The organism is Nonomuraea jiangxiensis (assembly GCF_900099965.1).
Taxonomy (GTDB): Bacteria; Actinomycetota; Actinomycetes; order Streptosporangiales; family Streptosporangiaceae; genus Nonomuraea; species Nonomuraea jiangxiensis.
Genome location: NZ_FNDJ01000005.1, coordinates 119,215 through 134,785, shown reverse-complemented (window position 1 = coordinate 134,785; position 15,571 = coordinate 119,215). Strand labels below are relative to the sequence as shown.

At 73.4% G+C, this 15,571-nt stretch carries 19 protein-coding genes; 14 read left to right on the top strand and 5 right to left on the bottom strand.

What is annotated here, in order from left to right; genetic code table 11:
• Window positions 1-31 precede the first annotated feature (31 nt).
• Window positions 32-1,009: an NAD-dependent epimerase/dehydratase family protein gene (locus BLS95_RS12775; RefSeq protein ID WP_090931159.1), complete on the bottom strand. Its 978-nt coding sequence runs from the start codon at window positions 1,007-1,009 to the stop codon at window positions 32-34.
• A 198-nt stretch (window positions 1,010-1,207) separates the two neighbouring features.
• Between BLS95_RS12775 and BLS95_RS12770 the strand changes: the two genes are divergently transcribed.
• The 7 genes from BLS95_RS12770 (at window position 1,208) to BLS95_RS12740 (ending at window position 6,628) form a co-directional block, all read left to right on the top strand.
• Window positions 1,208-1,954 carry a maleylpyruvate isomerase family mycothiol-dependent enzyme gene (locus tag BLS95_RS12770; protein WP_090931158.1) on the top strand — a complete coding sequence of 249 codons (747 nt, stop codon included), beginning with the start codon at window positions 1,208-1,210 and terminating at the stop codon, window positions 1,952-1,954.
• Between the two features lie 312 nt (window positions 1,955-2,266).
• A complete protein-coding gene (locus BLS95_RS12765; RefSeq protein ID WP_218135734.1) occupies window positions 2,267-3,346 on the top strand; it encodes an amidohydrolase family protein in 1,080 nt (359 codons plus the stop codon).
• 320 nt (window positions 3,347-3,666) lie between these two features.
• Complete coding sequence (locus BLS95_RS12760; protein WP_090931157.1) at window positions 3,667-4,215, top strand: YceI family protein; 549 nt, start codon at window positions 3,667-3,669, stop codon at window positions 4,213-4,215.
• A gap of 125 nt (window positions 4,216-4,340) precedes the next feature.
• The gene (locus tag BLS95_RS12755; RefSeq protein ID WP_090931156.1) at window positions 4,341-5,204 is read left to right on the top strand and encodes a phosphotransferase family protein; all 864 of its coding nucleotides are present in this window, start codon (window positions 4,341-4,343) and stop codon (window positions 5,202-5,204) included.
• Window positions 5,205-5,316: 112 nt separating this feature from the next.
• Window positions 5,317-5,733, top strand: a complete 417-nt coding sequence (locus BLS95_RS12750; RefSeq protein WP_090931434.1) for an arsenate reductase family protein — start codon at window positions 5,317-5,319, stop codon at window positions 5,731-5,733.
• A 12-nt stretch (window positions 5,734-5,745) separates the two neighbouring features.
• Window positions 5,746-6,261 carry an XdhC family protein gene (locus BLS95_RS12745; RefSeq protein WP_090931155.1) on the top strand — a complete coding sequence of 172 codons (516 nt, stop codon included), beginning with the start codon at window positions 5,746-5,748 and terminating at the stop codon, window positions 6,259-6,261.
• Window positions 6,262-6,367: 106 nt separating this feature from the next.
• Window positions 6,368-6,628 carry an SRPBCC family protein gene (locus tag BLS95_RS12740; protein WP_218135733.1) on the top strand — a complete coding sequence of 87 codons (261 nt, stop codon included), beginning with the start codon at window positions 6,368-6,370 and terminating at the stop codon, window positions 6,626-6,628.
• Between the two features lie 81 nt (window positions 6,629-6,709).
• On the opposite strand, the gene BLS95_RS12735 is transcribed toward BLS95_RS12740, so the two are convergent.
• Window positions 6,710-7,486: an alpha/beta fold hydrolase gene (locus BLS95_RS12735; protein WP_090931154.1), complete on the bottom strand. Its 777-nt coding sequence runs from the start codon at window positions 7,484-7,486 to the stop codon at window positions 6,710-6,712.
• 57 nt (window positions 7,487-7,543) lie between these two features.
• Between BLS95_RS12735 and BLS95_RS12730 the strand changes: the two genes are divergently transcribed.
• Entirely contained in the window at window positions 7,544-8,017 is a 474-nt protein-coding gene (locus tag BLS95_RS12730) for a MarR family winged helix-turn-helix transcriptional regulator (protein ID WP_090931153.1), read from the top strand.
• A gap of 31 nt (window positions 8,018-8,048) precedes the next feature.
• Here BLS95_RS12730 and BLS95_RS55605 read toward each other — a convergent pair whose 3' ends face one another.
• Window positions 8,049-8,309, bottom strand: a complete 261-nt coding sequence (locus tag BLS95_RS55605; protein ID WP_176993159.1) for a helix-turn-helix domain-containing protein — start codon at window positions 8,307-8,309, stop codon at window positions 8,049-8,051.
• Between the two features lie 239 nt (window positions 8,310-8,548).
• Here BLS95_RS55605 and BLS95_RS12720 point away from each other — a divergent pair, with 239 nt between their 5' ends.
• From BLS95_RS12720 to BLS95_RS12695, 6 genes are all read left to right on the top strand, one after another.
• Entirely contained in the window at window positions 8,549-8,839 is a 291-nt protein-coding gene (locus BLS95_RS12720) for a hypothetical protein (protein ID WP_143043685.1), read from the top strand.
• A gap of 202 nt (window positions 8,840-9,041) precedes the next feature.
• Window positions 9,042-9,848 carry a GNAT family N-acetyltransferase gene (locus BLS95_RS12715; RefSeq protein ID WP_090931151.1) on the top strand — a complete coding sequence of 269 codons (807 nt, stop codon included), beginning with the start codon at window positions 9,042-9,044 and terminating at the stop codon, window positions 9,846-9,848.
• 59 nt (window positions 9,849-9,907) lie between these two features.
• Window positions 9,908-10,858, top strand: a complete 951-nt coding sequence (locus BLS95_RS12710) for a hypothetical protein (RefSeq protein ID WP_090931150.1) — start codon at window positions 9,908-9,910, stop codon at window positions 10,856-10,858.
• Between the two features lie 139 nt (window positions 10,859-10,997).
• The gene (gene purB, locus BLS95_RS12705) at window positions 10,998-12,428 is read left to right on the top strand and encodes an adenylosuccinate lyase (RefSeq protein ID WP_090931433.1); all 1,431 of its coding nucleotides are present in this window, start codon (window positions 10,998-11,000) and stop codon (window positions 12,426-12,428) included.
• Window positions 12,425-13,204 carry a GNAT family N-acetyltransferase gene (locus BLS95_RS12700; RefSeq protein ID WP_218135732.1) on the top strand — a complete coding sequence of 260 codons (780 nt, stop codon included), beginning with the start codon at window positions 12,425-12,427 and terminating at the stop codon, window positions 13,202-13,204. The genes purB and BLS95_RS12700 overlap by 4 nt, the downstream gene beginning before the upstream one ends.
• A gap of 97 nt (window positions 13,205-13,301) precedes the next feature.
• Window positions 13,302-14,342 (top strand): DUF4037 domain-containing protein, encoded by a 1,041-nt coding sequence (locus BLS95_RS12695; protein WP_090931149.1) that lies wholly within the window; start codon window positions 13,302-13,304, stop codon window positions 14,340-14,342.
• A gap of 58 nt (window positions 14,343-14,400) precedes the next feature.
• On the opposite strand, the gene BLS95_RS12690 is transcribed toward BLS95_RS12695, so the two are convergent.
• Window positions 14,401-15,180: an SRPBCC domain-containing protein gene (locus BLS95_RS12690; protein ID WP_090931148.1), complete on the bottom strand. Its 780-nt coding sequence runs from the start codon at window positions 15,178-15,180 to the stop codon at window positions 14,401-14,403.
• Window positions 15,177-15,488 (bottom strand): ArsR/SmtB family transcription factor, encoded by a 312-nt coding sequence (locus BLS95_RS12685; RefSeq protein WP_090931147.1) that lies wholly within the window; start codon window positions 15,486-15,488, stop codon window positions 15,177-15,179. Before BLS95_RS12685 ends, BLS95_RS12690 begins: the two co-directional genes overlap by 4 nt.
• Between the last annotated feature and the right edge of the window lie 83 nt (window positions 15,489-15,571).

The following is a 15,571-nucleotide window of genomic DNA, read 5'->3' as shown; positions in this document are numbered from 1 at the left end:
GCGGCTTGCGCGGGAACGGCGGTGACCGTCGTCAAGGCACCGCCTCCAGCAGGCCGAGCTTCCACAGGCTCTCGGCCGTCTCCACGACCGTCGTCTCCACGGCCCGGGGCCGCCAGCCGAGCTCGCCACGGGCCCGGTCGTTGTGGATGATCGGCCGCGGCGGCTCGTCCCCCGGCGCCTCCCGCGTGGGTACGCGGCGCGCCGGCGGGCCGAGCCGCCGGCGCAGGATCTGGGCCACCTCCAGAAGGGACAGCGTCGGGCCGTCGGCAACGGCGAGGAAGCGCTTGCCCGCGGCCTCGGGCGCGGCCATGGCACGAAGGTGCAGGTCGGCCACGTCCCGGACATCGACGACGCCGAACCGCTGGCGAGGCGCGACGCTCATCGTCCCGTCCAGCATCGCCTTGACCAACTGCGTCGAGGACCGCAGGTCGGCCGTGAGGGCGGGCCCCAGGATGGCCGTCGGATTGACCACGACAAGCTCGGTGTCGCCGCCGTCACGTCCCATCAACTCCCACGCGGCGCGCTCGGCGATCGCCTTGGAACGCGGGTACGCCGCCAGGCCAGGCGTGTCCGGATCGGTCCAGTCGGCCTCGGTGAACTCGGCACCCGGTTTGGGCGTGTACCCGACGGCGGCGAAGGACGAGGTCAGCACCACGCGCCGAACACCCGCGTCGCGCGCGGCACGCAACACCCGCAGCGTGCCCTCACGGGCCGGGACGATCAGCTCGTCGGGGTCCTCGGGCTGGGCGACCGGGACGGGCGAGGCGACGTGATGCACCTCCTCGCACCCGGCCACCGCGGCGGGCCAGCCGCCGTCGGCCATCAGGTCCGCGGCGACCACCTCCAGGCCGCCGTCGTCGCCACCGCCGCGGCGCACCGCGGCACGCAGGCCGGTCTCGCCGGCCGTCGAACGGACGGTGGCGCGCACCGGGCGCCCGGCCCGCAGCAGTGCGGCGATCAGGTGCGTCGCCAGGTAGCCGGACCCGCCGGTGACCAGAACCGGGCTCATCGCACCACCACCTCGATCCCCGCACTGAGCCCGCTGCGGCGGGAAACATCATGAATGGTGAAGGTTGTCATGCCGGGCAGCAGACCACACCTCAAGCGCTTGAAGTCAAACACGGACCTCAGCCCACCGGTATCCCGGCCCACAAGCCGCCGGGCTGGCAGCAGTGGCGTGTCAGCGCGCCTGTGCTTGACTTGATGAATGGATCAGCGCCGGTACTTAGAGCTGCTCGAGCTGGACTATGCGCGGATGCGCGAGACCGCCACCCGCGACCTCGCCGCCGCGGTGCCCTCCTGCCCAGGTTGGACCACCGCCGACCTGCTCAAGCATGTCGGCGACACCTTCCTCCACAAGGTCGAGACGATGCGCCGCGGCACCTGGCCCAAGCCCTGGCCGCCGGCGCCCGACCCGAGCGGCCCCGGGGCGTACCTGGACCGCGCGATGGCCGAGCTGCGCGGCGAGCTCACCTCCCGCAAGCCGGAGGAGCACGCACTGACCTGGTACGACCCCGACCAGACCGTGGGTTTCTGGGCCCGCAGGATGGCGCTGGAGGCGGTGGTGCACCGGGTGGACGCCGAGCTGGCGGCCGGCGAGCCCATCACGCCGATCCCGGCCGACCTGGCCGTGGACGGCATCGACGAGATCCTCGTGACCTTCCTCGCCTTCGCCTCCCGTCAGTGGCCGGAGGACTTCGGTGACGCCCTCGCCGGCGCGGACGGACGCTCGGTGTCGATCGCGGCCGGAGCGAAACGCCGGCTCGTCCGCCTGGCCCCCTCGGGCGTCGAGGTCTCCACGGACGATACGCCAGGAGAGGCGTCGATCTCGGGCGCGTCCCAGGACGTGCTGCTGTGGTTGTGGGGACGGGCGGACGGCACGGCGCTGACCTTCGACGGTGACCCTGAACTGGTGAAACGGCTGCGCGACCTCCTGAAGGAGGCGGCGCAGTAGGCCGTACCCGCTCCTCCCCACACGCCCTGGACGGCGACGACCGCGGCGAGGTCGACCCCGGCCGAGGCGCATGGTGGCGAACAGCGGCGCCGAGCACGCTATCGCCGGCCATCGGCCGTAGAGGACTTCCAGCCGGGTCCAGAGCCGGCCCTCGGAAGATCTCTTCAAGGACGCTCTCCGTCAGCAGGGTCACCAGGGAGGTGACGGCGAGTCGGCTCGACGATGAGACACCAGCCCTCCACCACCACGGCACCGTTCTAGGTGCCATGGCGCGTTCGCGACCCGATCCGCCGTAAGAATCAAGGAGACGCGGTGGTGGTGGTCGAAGGGAGCGCGGCGTGGCGGTTACGGGGAGTCATTCTGCCGGACGACGAGCCGGGCGAGATCTACGTCGATGGCGACCGGATCACGTTCACGCCGGTGCCCGGTGCCGAGACGGTCGTCGACGGCGGCTACCTCGTACCGGGACTCGTCGACGCCCACTGCCATCCGGGGACGGCGGAGATCGGGGAGCCCCTCGACCTCGCGTTACTGCGGACCCACGGCGAACAGCTTCGTGCGGCCGGGATATCCGCCGTACGGGTGCCGGGGTCGGCGGGGCGGCTGCCGTCCTGGTTCGGCGGCGATCCCGAGCTGCCCCGGGTGTGGGGAGCGGGCCTGGCGGTCGCCGCGGAGGAGGGCTTCTTCCCGGGCTGGGGTCGCCGGCTTCCGGCGGATCGCATCCCCGCGGCCGCCGCGGAGGAGTCTCGCGCCTCCGGCGGCTGGTGCAAGCTCATCGTCGACTGGATGACGGAGGACGGCGGGTACGCGGCGACCATGTCCCCGCAGGTCGTGGCCGCGGCGACGCGGGCGGTCCGGGAGGCCGGCGGCCGGGTGGCGGCGCACACCCAGCACGCCGACGGAGGCACCGCCGCGGTGGCGGCCGGCGTCGACTCCGTCGAGCACGGCATGCACCTGCCCGTACACCTGCTGGAGACCATGGCCGCGCAGGGGACCGCGCTGGTCCCCACCGCGGTGACCTTCGCGCAGCTCGCGCCGGTCATGGACGACCCGGAGGTGCCGGTGGGCATGCGCCGGTGGTTCGGTGAGGGCTGGCGGGGCCATCCCGACCTGGTCCGCGCCGCGTACGAGGCCGGGGTGACCGTTCTGGCGGGCACCGACCTGCCGCCGGGGCACCTCACCGGTGAGATCCGGTGGTTGGCCGAGGCCGGGTTGCCCGGCGCGGCCGCGGTCGGTGCCGCCTCCTGGACGGCCCGCTCCTGGCTCGGGCTGCCCGGCATCGAGGAGGGCGCGCCCGCGGACGTCATCGCCGTCGACGCCGACCCCCGCCGCCACCCGAACGTCCTGGACCACCCGAGCCGAGTGATCATCCGAGGCCGCCTGGTCCGCTGACCACCATCGGCTCCGCCCCCGGCTCATGCATTCCTCGGGGGTGTAGGACGTGGGGGAGAGCCGCATGGGGTGCTCCATCGGTCGGCGGTGATCATCGGCTCGCTGCAGGAGCCGGTGCCGCACGCCACCGACAAAACCGGCAGGAGCCGGGCCGCCCAGGTGCCGGCGGGAGAAGTCTCCCCAAGTGCCAGCGGGGACGTCTCCCCAGGTGTCGGCGATAGACATCGCCCCAGGCGACCATCCCGGCGGGCGGGCGGGCGGGCGTCGTCGTGTCGTGCCGCGCCGGGCGCTCCCGCCGCGGTTAGCCTGACAAGGTGAGCATGATCGCTGGTAGCTTCCCGCTGGGCCCGGAGTCCGGCCGGCTTCTCGTCCACACGACCCGCACCGGGCTGGGCGCGAAGGCCGGCCATGACCTGACCATCGAGGCCACCCGCTGGAGCGGTGAGGCAACGGTGGACCCCGGCGACCCAGCGGGCTCCTCGGTGACCGTCACGGTCGACGCCGGCTCGTTCGAGGTCCTGGAGGGAACCGGCGGCGTCAAGGCGCTCACGGACGGCGACCGCCGGGAGATCCAGGAGAACATCCGCCGCAAGGTCCTCCACACCGAGCGGCACCCGGAGATCACGTTCCGGTCCACCCGGGTCGACGGGACCGCGGAGTCGTTCCATGTCGAGGGCGAGCTCACCCTCGCCGGCGTGACCCGGCCCGTCATCGTGCAGGGCATGCTGACGGAGGGCCGGGCGCGGGGTTCGGCGGTCATCGTGCAGAGCCGGTGGGGGATCCGGCCGTACTCGGCGTTCTTCGGCGCGCTCAAACTCAGCGACGAGGTCGAGGTACGGTTCGACCTCGGCCTCACGCCCCGCCCCTGAACCGGCCGCGTCCGCAACCCGACCGGGAGACCGCTCACCGGCCCTCCGGGAGGAACCACCACGGAAGGACCCGTCCGAACGGTCTATGATCGAGGGCCGCCCGCCCGACAGGAAATGGCCGACACATGAGTGACGCGGTGCCCCCCGATCTGCTGGAGATCGCCGATGCGCTGCTGCCCGGCGTCTCCCTCGACGCGGCCCGGCTCGGCGGGGGAGGCGTGCACGACGTCATCCTGGTCCCCGGTGTCGCGGCCGTGCGGGTCAGCCGGCGTCCGCTGCACGCCGCGGCGATGCCCCGCCGTACCGAGGTGCTGCAGGCGATCGGGGCCGCCGGGCTGCCGTTCGCGGTGCCGGAGCCGCTGACCCCAGTGACGATGTTCGAGGCGCGGGCGGCCGTCGCCGTGTCGTGGATCGACGGCACTCCGCTGCCCGAGGGCCAGGGCGACCCGGCGCGGATCGGCGAGCTGCTCGGCGCCCTGCGCGAGCTGCCCCTGACCGAAGAACTACGGGCCCTGCTGCCCGCGCCGCGGGCCCACGAGGGCGACCTGAGCTGGGCGGGCATCCTGGCCCGCGAGATCATCCCGCGCTTCCCCGGCACGTGGCGGGAGGACGGCCGGCGGCGGCTGGCCGAGGCGCTCGCCCTGGAGCCGGTCCCCGACCGCCTCGTCCACGGCGATCTCGTCGGCGGCAACATCCACTGGGGCGCGGACGGCAAGGTGATCGGCGTGCTCGACTGGGACCGGGCCCACCTGTTCGACCCGGCGATCGACGCCGCGTTCATGAGCTGGCACGGCTGGGACAACCTGCGCCGGGCGGTCAGCGGCGAGACCTACCGGCGGGCCCGCGTCTGGGCGCGGACCTTCGGCGTCAACCAGCTCGTCGCGGTGCTCGAACTCGGCGGCGAGCCCCTCCCGCTGCCCGACAGCTACGCACGGCACATCGTGGCGTGGCTGGAGGAGTACGGCGACCACGACCTGCCCCCGGGGTAGGCACCGACCGGCACAGCACGCCGGCCGCGCCCGAGCGCGGCGTCGGTCTCACCGCCCTGGGCACGGGGTGAAGGCCCCCGATGGTGACCGCCTGATCGGTAGGGTCGAGGCCATGGAGGTCTGGATCAACCCCGCGTGTTCCAAGTGCCGCACGGCCCTGTCCCTCCTGGACGCCGAGGCCGCCGACTACACCGTGCGCCGCTACCTGGAGGACCCGCCCGACGAGGCCGAGCTCCGCGCGGTCCTGGCCCGGCTCGGCCTCGAACCCTGGGACATCACCAGGACCGGCGAGGCACGGGCGGCCGAGCTCGGCCTGGACACCTGGCCGCGCGACGCGCACGCCCGCGACCGGTGGATCGGCGCCCTGGCGGCGAACCCCATCCTGATCCAGCGGCCCATCATCACGGCCGACGACGGCTCGGCCGTGATCGGCCGCTCCGAGGAGGCCGTACGGGCCGCGCTGCGGCGCAAGGACGCGACCGGCGCCGGCGCCGCCGCGCCGTTCGGCGGGGAATCCGGCACCTCATGACAGACTGCGAACATGACCCACACCCATGAAGAAGACCCGGCGTGTGAGGTGGCCCACGGCGGGGCTCCCGCCGAGGGGACCGGGCGGACGCTGGTGGCCGTCTTCGCCTCCCCGGTGGCCGACTGCCTGCTGAGGTTCGGCGCCGAGCTGGGTTTCCGCCCGATCCTCCTTGAGCCCGACCCTGGGCGTCACCTGGCCGGATTCACCGCCGTGACCGGGCTCGGCGACTACCTCGACGCGACGGCCGACGTGGTGCTCACCGACCACCACCGGGAGGAGATCGGCCCCATCCTGCGCGACCTGCTCAAGACGCCCGCCCGGTGGATCGGCATCATGGGCAGTCCCCGCCACACCGGACCACACGTGCGGGCTCTGACCGACCTCGGCGTCCCGGCGGAGGAGATCGCCCGGGTGCACCGGCCCATCGGGCTCAACATCGGCTCCCAGACCCCGCCCGAGATCGCGGTCGCCACCCTGGCCGGCCTGATCGCCGACCGCAACGCCCGCCCCGGCGGCTTCACCTTCTGACCTGCTGCCGTTGGATCACCCTCTGTACCGGAAGGGTGAGAGGCGCACGGTTGTCCTCCCCCGATCATGGGAACCCACGGATCCCGGGCCCGGAAGGCGTGAACCCATGCGCGTCATCGACTCCTCGATCGAGATCGCGGCCCCACCCGAAGAGGTCTGGGCCATCCTCACCGATTTCGCGAAATATGAGGAGTGGAACCCGTTCATCCTGCAAGCCGAGGGCACGGCGGCGGCGGGCGCCACCCTGAGACTGAACATCCGCCCGCCCGGTGGCACAGCGAGACCTTCACCGGCGCGCTGGTCCCCTTCCTCAGGCGAACGCTGGACCGGACGGAGGAAGGCTTCGCCGCGCTCAACCGGGCGCTGAAGGACCGGGCGGAACGGCAGGCATGACCACCGCCGGCCGGTCACCGCCCCCGCCGGGTGACCGGCCACCGATGGTGCCCGGTCACAGGGCGCGGAGGAACTCGGCGAGGACCTTGTTGTAGGCGTCCGGGCGCTCCACGTTGGGATAGTGCGCGGCCCCGTCGATCGAGGTCGCCCGGCCGTCGGCGACGGCGTCGACCAGGCGTTCGGCCATGCCGATGTGGTCGGGTGAGTCGACGGCGCCGTGGACGGCCAGCACGGGAACGCCGATCGTGGGCAGGCGTTCCCAGGTCTCGCGCACGCCGACGAGGTGGTTCGGCTCGTCGCGGGTGTGCTTGGCCATGGTGGCCCTGGCCATCCGGCGCAGCCGCTCCACCACCCCGGGTTTGAGCTCGTCGAGGGCGCGGTACGGACCGGCGACGAAGGCCATGAACCCCTCGACCGAGGCGTCCAGGTCACCGGCGGCCATCGCCGCGTGCCAGGTCGCCATGTGCCGGGTGCTCCAGGGGTCGGTGAAGTACGGCTCGCTGGTCCCGGCGCCGCTGACGACGACGGCGCTGACCAGGTCCGGGTGCTCCAGCGCGGTGTCGACCGCGAGACCCGCCCCCATGGAGACCCCGACCAGGATCGCGGGGCCGGTGTCCAGGTGGCGCAGCAGCGCGGCGAGGTCGTCGGTGAGCCGGTACGGCCCGGTGGCGTTGGGGGAGCGGCCGTGGCCGCGGGCGTCGGGGGCGATGACGCGGTACCGGGTGGCCAGGACCGGGATCTGGTCGTCCCACATGCCGTGGTCCAGGAAACCGCCGTGCAGCAGGACGACGGGCCGGCCGCTGCCGGCGTCGAGCCAGAACAGATCAGTCATGACAACTAAGGTGTCATTTTTCGTGCAGAATGACAACATAGGTGTCATCATGGTGGGGTGAGCGACACAGACCCCACCCCGGAGCCAGAAGCGTCGACCGACCGGCTCAGCGAGGTGTTCGACCTGGTGGGACCGCTGTATCGGCGGGCCTACCGCAAGGTGGAGCAGGACGCGCCCCTCGAGGGACTGTCGGTGGGCGTACGGGCCGTGCTCAGCATGCTCCGCGAGCACGGGCCCATGACGGTCCCCCAGCTGGGCCGCGCCCAGGCGCTGAGCCGCCAGTTCGTCCAGCGCATGATCAACGACGCGGCCGCGCACGGCCTGGTCGAGTCCGTGCCCAACCCGGCGCACAAACGCTCCTCGCTCATCCGGCTCACCGCGGAGGGACGGGCCGCCATCACCGCCGTGCTCGACCGCGAGCGCGCGGTGCTGCGCCAGATCGGCGGCGACCTCACCGACGCGGACATCACCGCCTGCCTCCGGGTACTCTCCCGCCTGCTGCGCCACCTCGACGACATCGACATGGACTAGCAGCGCGGCACGGCCGAGGGGAACCTTCGGCTCACTCGGCGCCGCCGGGACGGGTGTCGAGCACCCCGAGCCGCGCGACCCGGACCCCGGCCGCGAAACGCGAGGAGACTTCCAGCATCGCCATGATGCCGGCGACGTGGCGCCGATACGTCCGTACCGACACCTCCAGGGCCCGGGCGGCCGCCTCGTCGGTGGCACCGGAGCCCAGCATGCCGAGCACCGCCGACAGCCGCGCGTCGAGGACGAGCCCACCGCAGCGCAGCAGCGAGTCCCCCGGCTCGCCCCCTCCCACAACGCCTCCACCAGGACCCGGAGCCACTCCGCCACGAGCCCGTCCGCGGTCTCGGCGAAGCCCACCTCTCCCGACGGGCGCCGCAGCGCGATGAGGGCCGGCCGCCGGTCGACGACCGCGAGGAACGGCAGCGCCGCCTGCCCCACCACCCGGACCTCCATGCCACAGCCGAGATCCCGTTCCAGCGCGCCGAGCCCGCGGCGATCGGCCAGGAAGTCCGCCGCGTACAGCGTCCGGACGTGCACCCCCGCCGAGACGAGGCCGGCCACCTGCCGCCGGATCTCGCCCCGCCGCCGGCCCAGCCCCAGCCACAGACCGGACATCACGAACATGACCTCATGCTCGGCCCGCCCGAGCGCCCGGCGCAGGGCACGGACGAACTCCTCCGCGCCCCCGACCCCGGCCTCCCCGGCCGGCGCGAGCCGGATGAGGCGGCGCGCCTCATGGAGGAGGCCCGTGAGGTGCGCCCGCTCCCGGACGCGCCGCGACTCCTCCAGACGGCCTTCCTTACGGAAACCGGACACCCATGAAGGCGCCCCCTTCGGGATCGGGCCGGAGCACGCGGGATCGTCAGCCAGCAGTCTGCGCTCACACCGCCGGACCGACCAGATCAACGCCGCTCATCTAGCCAGAACACCGTGGTCGTGCTACGAGCCGCCCGGCGGTCGAGCGGTGCGGCAGCTGGTGAAAAGCCTTTGGGACGCCGCGGGCGCGCTGGCTAGTCTGCCGTCCATGATCTCACTCGGGCGGCACCACCTGGCCCCTGAAGAAACCGGCCCGGCGCTGCGCGCGCTGTGCGCGTGGACGCCGGCCGATGCCCCGGGCGGCGGCCTGCATCCAGGAGACGTGGGGTGGCACCTGCGGTTCGACGACGTGGCCGTCTTCCTCTGGGTCGATGATGGGGCGCCAGTGGCGGCCGGCTTCCTCGACGGCCCCGTGCTGCGCGTGACCGCCGCGCCCGGCGCCGATCTCCGGGCGCTCGCGGCCGACGCCGAGGAGCTGCTGGAGCCCGGCAACGATCGGGTCGACGGTCTGCCCGTGCCCGGGTGGGAGCTGGACCAGGAGGAGGAGCCCTGGCTCGTCATGTCGTGGACCCCGCGGCCGGTGTCGAGCCGCGCCGAACCGGTCGGTGAGACCGATGCGGCCGACCGGGTGCTGGTGCAGCGGTCCGCCTTCACGGGTTCCACGTTCACCATCGAGCGCTGGCACACGATGATGCGGTCGCCGGCGGGCGGCCTGGCCCTGGAGACGCTCGTACGCACGCCCACCGGGGAGCCCGCGGCCGCCGCGACCGGATGGTTCGCGGGCGAGGGCAGGTGCGGGCTGCTCGAACCGGTCGGCACCCATCCCGACCATCGCGGGCACGGCTACGGGCGCGATGCCGTGCTGGGCGCGTGCGCGGCTCTCGCCGACCGTGGCGCTAGCGCGGTCACCGTCGTGACCCCCTCCACGAACGAAGCCGCGGTGGCGCTCTACCGATCGGCTGGGTTCACCGTCGTGCGCGAGAATCGCGACTGGGTCCGCGCACAACCAGCTTGACCAGCTCACAACTCCCATCGCAGGCGGAGCCCCGGCGCGTATTGCCCCGCGGCAGGCCGGTGGACGTCGATCAGCCGGCCGCGTCCGCCATGATGGGCCGCATGCGGGAGTGGGGCAGGGGAGCGCTGGCCGGGCTGGCCGTCGGGGCCGTGCAGGCCGTCCTGTGGGCGGCAAGCACGCCATGGGACGGACACTCGGGCGTACGCGGCCCGTTCTCCCCCGCGATGGTGCCGGCCGTCTTCCTGACCGGCCTGGCCTCGGCGGCCCTGCTCCGGTTACGCCACTGGCCGCTCATCGCGTTCACCGGCGCTGTCGCCACGCTGGTGCTGGGCGCGGCCCTGTGGCGGTTCGTGCCCGAGACCACCTTCTACGGCTTCGACCGGTCACTGCTCGGCGGTGTGCACCTGTCGGCGGCCGTGGCCGGGTTCACCGCCGCCGGGGCACTGACAGGCATGCGGCGAGTGTGGCCCGGGGTGGCCTCGCTCGGCGTGCTCGCCGCCGTCTGCGCGCTGGCCGCGCCCCTGGAGGAGCCCGTCCGGCGCTGGCACCTGGCACGCGCCTTCGACCTGCTCGGAGTGCCGCTGGTGGCGCCCGGCATCGCCGGGCGCCGACTGTACGCGGCCGAGCCTCCGATCGTCCGCGACACGGTCGAACCGCTGATCCTGCTGGAATACCGGCGCGTCGGCGCGGAGACGGTGGGCGGGAGCCGTCTCGGCATCCAGGTGGTCGTCCGCCGGGCCTCGGCCGCGACCGCCGCCCAGGCGTGCGCGACGCCGTACAACGCCACGTCGTGGGACGACGACCCGGCCGCGCCGTGCGCCGCGGCCTCCCGGGGCCGATGGGTGCGGCACGGACGGGAGGGGCGGGTCGCGGTCTTCACCCACGGCGGTGGCGCGCTGATCGAGCTCGACAGCCATGGCGCCTCGGAGGCGGACCTCCTGGCCGCCGCCGACACCGTACGGCCCATCTCGGCCGACACTCTCGCGGCCCAGGTCCGCCCGGTCCGGTGAGCCGTCGGATTTAATTGATCTACATTGTAAAGGCGCCGGGGTCGTGTCACCCCGCGCCCCATCACCCCCCAAACCCCCGCAACGAGCCGTGGAGGCTGGGTGCCGGGCGCCCACGGCGGGATGAATACACTTGTCGAACGTGACTTCCAAGCCGCGTATCCCCGATGTCCTGGCCGCTCGTTACGCCTCGCCCGAGCTGGCCCGTCTGTGGTCTCCCGAGTACAAGATCGTCGCGGAGCGGCGGTTGTGGCTGGCGGTGCTGCGGGCGCAGGCCGAGCTGGGGGTGGCGGTGCCGGACGGGGCGATCGACGACTACGACAAGGTGGTCGAGCAGGTCGACCTCGACTCGATCGCCGAGCGCGAGCGGGTGAGCCGTCATGACGTGAAGGCCCGCATCGAGGAGTTCAACGCGCTGGCCGGTCACGAGCAGGTGCACAAGGGCATGACCTCGCGCGACCTGACGGAGAACGTCGAGCAGTTGCAGGTGCGCGACAGCCTGCTGCTGGTGCGCGACCGGGTGGTGGCGTTGCTGGCCCGGCTGGCGGAGCTGGCCGAGGAGCACACGGCGACGGTGGTGGCGGGCCGTTCGCACAATGTGGCGGCGCAGGCCACCACGCTGGGCAAGCGCTTCGCGACGGCCGCCGACGAGCTGCTGGTGGCCTACCGGCGGCTGGAGGAGCTGATCGGCCGCTACCCGCTGCGCGGGATCAAGGGCCCGGTCGGCACCGCCCAGGACATGCTGGACCTGCTGGGCGGCGACCGGGGCAGGCTCGCCGAGCTGGAGGGGCGGGTGGCGGCTCATCTGGGGTTCGCGCACCGCTTCACGAGCGTCGGGCAGGTCTATCCCCGCTCGCTGGACTTCGAGGTGGTCACGGCGCTGGTGCAGCTGGCGGCGGCGCCGTCGTCGCTGGCCAGGACGATCCGGCTGATGGCCGGGCACGAGCTGGTCACGGAGGGCTTCAAGGAGGGGCAGGTCGGCTCGTCGGCGATGCCGCACAAGATGAACACCCGCTCGTGCGAGCGGGTCAACGGCCTGGCCGTGGTGCTGCGCGGCTATGCCTCGATGGTCGGGGAGCTGGCCGGCGACCAGTGGAACGAGGGCGACGTGTCGTGCTCGGTGGTGCGCCGGGTGGCGCTGCCGGACGCGTTCTTCGCCTTCGACGGGCTGGTGGAGACGATGCTGACGGTGCTGGAGGAGTTCGGCGCGTTCCCGGCGGTCATCTCGGCCGAGCTGGACCGCTACCTGCCGTTCCTGGCCACGACGAAGATGCTGATGGCGGCGGTACGCGCCGGGCTGGGCCGGGAGCGGGCGCACGAGCTGATCAAGGAGCACGCGGTGGCGGCGGCGCTGGCGATGCGCTCGCAGGGGGGCGCCAACGCGCTGCTCGACCTGCTGGCCGCCGACGAGCGGTTCCCGCTGGACCGGGCGCGGCTGGAGGAGCTGCTGGCCGACCGGGTGTCGTTCACGGGGGCCGCGGCCGAGCAGGTGGCGGCGGTCTCGCGGCAGGTGGCGGAGGTGGTGGCGGCCCATCCGGCGGCGGCCGCGTACCGTCCGGGCGCGATCCTGTGATCCGCGAGCTGCGCACCGCCGATGAGGTACGCGCGGCGTGCGGGGACGACGACCTGCTCGTGTGGGCGGCGCAGGGCCTGAGGGGCGGGGCGCGGGCGTGGGCGCTGGGTGAGGCGGTGGTGGCCGGCTGCCCGGGGTTGTCACGGGCTGACCGGCTCGGTGTGTGGGGCGAGGCGTCCGGCGCGATCGAGCTCGTCCGGCACGCGCTGGCCGAGCTGGGCCCCTCCTACCGGCCGTTCGGCGAGCTGGAGCTGGTACGTGAGGTGACGGCCAAGCTGGACGGGCTGCTGCAGGAGCGCGGCCGCTTCTCGTGGATGAGCCTCGATGCCGCGCCCGTCCAGGGCGCCCCGCAGGTCCCCGGCGGCGGGGGGAGCGCGGAGGGCCGGGACGGCGGTGCGGTGCGCTGGCTGGACGGTGGCGAGGAGGCGGAGGTGGCCGGGTTGCTGGCGGCCGACGCGCCGGCCTCCTACGCGGTGCCCGGCCTGGCGGGGGTGCGCCGGTGGGCGGGCGTGCGCGTGGACGGCGAGCTGGCGGCGGTGGCGGCCGACGCCTGGTCGGCGCCGGAGGTGGGGTTACTGGCGGGGGTCGCCACGCGGGCGCGGTTTCGCGGCCGGGGGCTGGGCGGGCTGGTGTGCCGGTGGGTGTCGGCGGAGCTGGTGGCGGCGTACGGGCGGGCGGCGCTGATGGTGGACGACGACAACGCGCCGGCGCTGGCGCTGTACGGGCGGCTCGGCTATCGGCGGCGGCGGGTGGTGGCCACCCACGTGGTGAGCTGAGCACAGGCTGCCGCGCTTGCTGGCCGGCCCGTACGGCGGCGGGGGCGGGGAAATTCGGGTGAGGTTCGGGCGGCGCTGGGGCAGAGTTGACCGGGTGATGTCCGATTTTGTACCTGGTATCGAGTTGTCGCGCGCCTTCTACACCGAGGTGGTGGCGCCGCTGGTGCCCGGCGTGGCGCACAGTGCCGCGCTGATCGGGCCCGGCTCTGAGGTGCTGGCCTTCGACACGGCCCGCTCGGCCGATCACGACTGGGGGCCGCGGGTGCTGGTGTTCGTGGCGGCCGAGGCGGTGGCCGAGGTAGGGGCGAAGGTCGAGGCGGGGCTGCCGGAGCGCTTCCACGGCTACCCCACGGTGTTCACCTACCACGGGCGGGTGCGGCCCGGGGTGACGGTGACGGATCTGGACGGGTGGCTGGCGGGGCGGCTCGGGTTCGATCCGCGGGCGGGGGTGTCGCTGCTGGACTGGCTGTCGGTGCCGTGGCAGCGGCTGGCGGAGGTGACGTGCGGGCAGGTGTTCCACGACGGGCTGCCGGGGGCGGGGCTGGAGGCGGTCAGGGGGTCGTTGCGCTGGTATCCCGAGGATGTGTGGCGGTATGTGCTGGCGTGTCAGTGGCGGCGGATCGCGCAGGAGGAGCCGTTTCCCGGCCGGTGCGGTGAGGTGGGGGACGAGCTGGGGTCGGCCGTGGTGGGGGCACGGCTGGCGCGGGAGGTGATGCGGCTGGCGCTGCTGCTGCGGCGGCGCTACCCGCCGTACGCGAAATGGCTCGGTAGCGCGCTGGCGCGGATGCCGGGGTCGGCGGAGCTGGGGGAGTCGCTGGGGGCCGCGATGGCGGCCCGGTCGTGGCGGGGCCGGCAGGAGGGGTTGTCGGCGGCGTACGGGCGGGTGGCGGCGCTGCAGAACCGGGTGGCGCTGGCCGAGCGGCTGGACGAGCGGGTGCGGGGGTTCCACGACCGGCCGTTCGAGGTGATCGGCGGTGACCGGTTCGCGCAGGCGCTGCTGGCGGCGGTGACGGATCCGGTGATCCGGGAGCTGCCGGTGGTGGGGTGCGTGGACCAGCTGGCGGATTCGACGGATCTGCTGATGGTGCCGGGACGGGCGCGGGCGGTGACGGCGGCCGCGCTGGGTCTCGGCGCTTGATGATCTACATTGTAAAGGACGTGGGTGGGAGAAAAACCCAGGTCACCCCCGTCAACCCCTAGCCAGCGAGGTCAGCGGCCAGTTCCTCGACCCGTCTGCGCCAGGCCGGGGCGGCGGCGGGGTCGCCGGTGTGGATGATGACGAGGCGGGCGCCGTGGCCGGTGCCGGCGATGAGCTCCCAGCGCACGGTGCCGCCGGTGGTGTCGTACTCCAGGAGTTTGGCGGTCTCGGCGCGGGTGACGGGGCCGGGCTGGAGGCCGGGGGTGGTGAACGGGGCGGGTGGCGGGGCGCCGGGGGTGGCGTCGGGGCCGCCGAGGACCTGCCAGACGTGGTCGGCGGGGCGGGTGAGCTGGCGTTCGACGCGGGTGGTGTGCTCGTCGGTGGTGGCGGGGTCGAGGCCGAGGATGGCGATGTAGTCCTCGTGCAGGCGGCCGGTGCCGGTGGGCTCGTGGAAGGGGCGTTCGTCGAGGTGGGCGAGGAGGGCGGTGAGGCAGGTGTGCCAGCCGGCGGCGAAGCTGGCGGCGCCGTGGCGGTCGGTGAAGGTGTGGGTGAAGGTGAGCAGGGTGCCGGGGCCGTCCTCGTGGAGTTCCCAGCGCAGGTCGTCCTGGCCCCAGGTGTGGGCGAAGACGCGGGGCGGGTCGTTCTCGGTGATGTGGCCGTCGGGGCCGAAGCCGTAGGTGATGCGGTCGCCGTCGATGGTGATGGTGGCGGGGAACCAGTGGGCCAGGTGCTCGGGTTGGGTGATGGCGCGCCAGACCTTGGCGGGTGGGTGGGGGAGGCGGCGTTGCATGGTGAGGGTGGTGCGGCCGTCGGGGTGCAGGGTGAGGTTTTCGTTCATGGGGTGTCGTCCTCCATGGTGTCGAGGTGGTGTTCGAGGCGGTCGAGGGAGTGGTTCCAGAGTTTGCGGTAGGGGGTGAGCCAGGCGTCGATGTCGGCGAGGGGCTGGGGGCGGAGTTCGTACCAGCGGCGTTGGGCGTCTTTGCGGACGGTGACGAGGCCTGCTTCGCGGAGGGCGCGCAGGTGTTTGCTGGTGCCGGGTTGGGTGAGGCCGAGGTGGTGGCTGAGTTCGCCGACGAGGTGGGGGCGTTGGAGGAGGAGGTCGAGGATGTCGCGCCGGGTGGGTTCGGCTAGCACGTCGAAGCGCATGGGGGCGAATATACGGGGTCGGGTATATTCCCGCAACCGCATGTACGGCTTGTGGTGATTCCCGCCCGGGGGAGGGGCGGTCA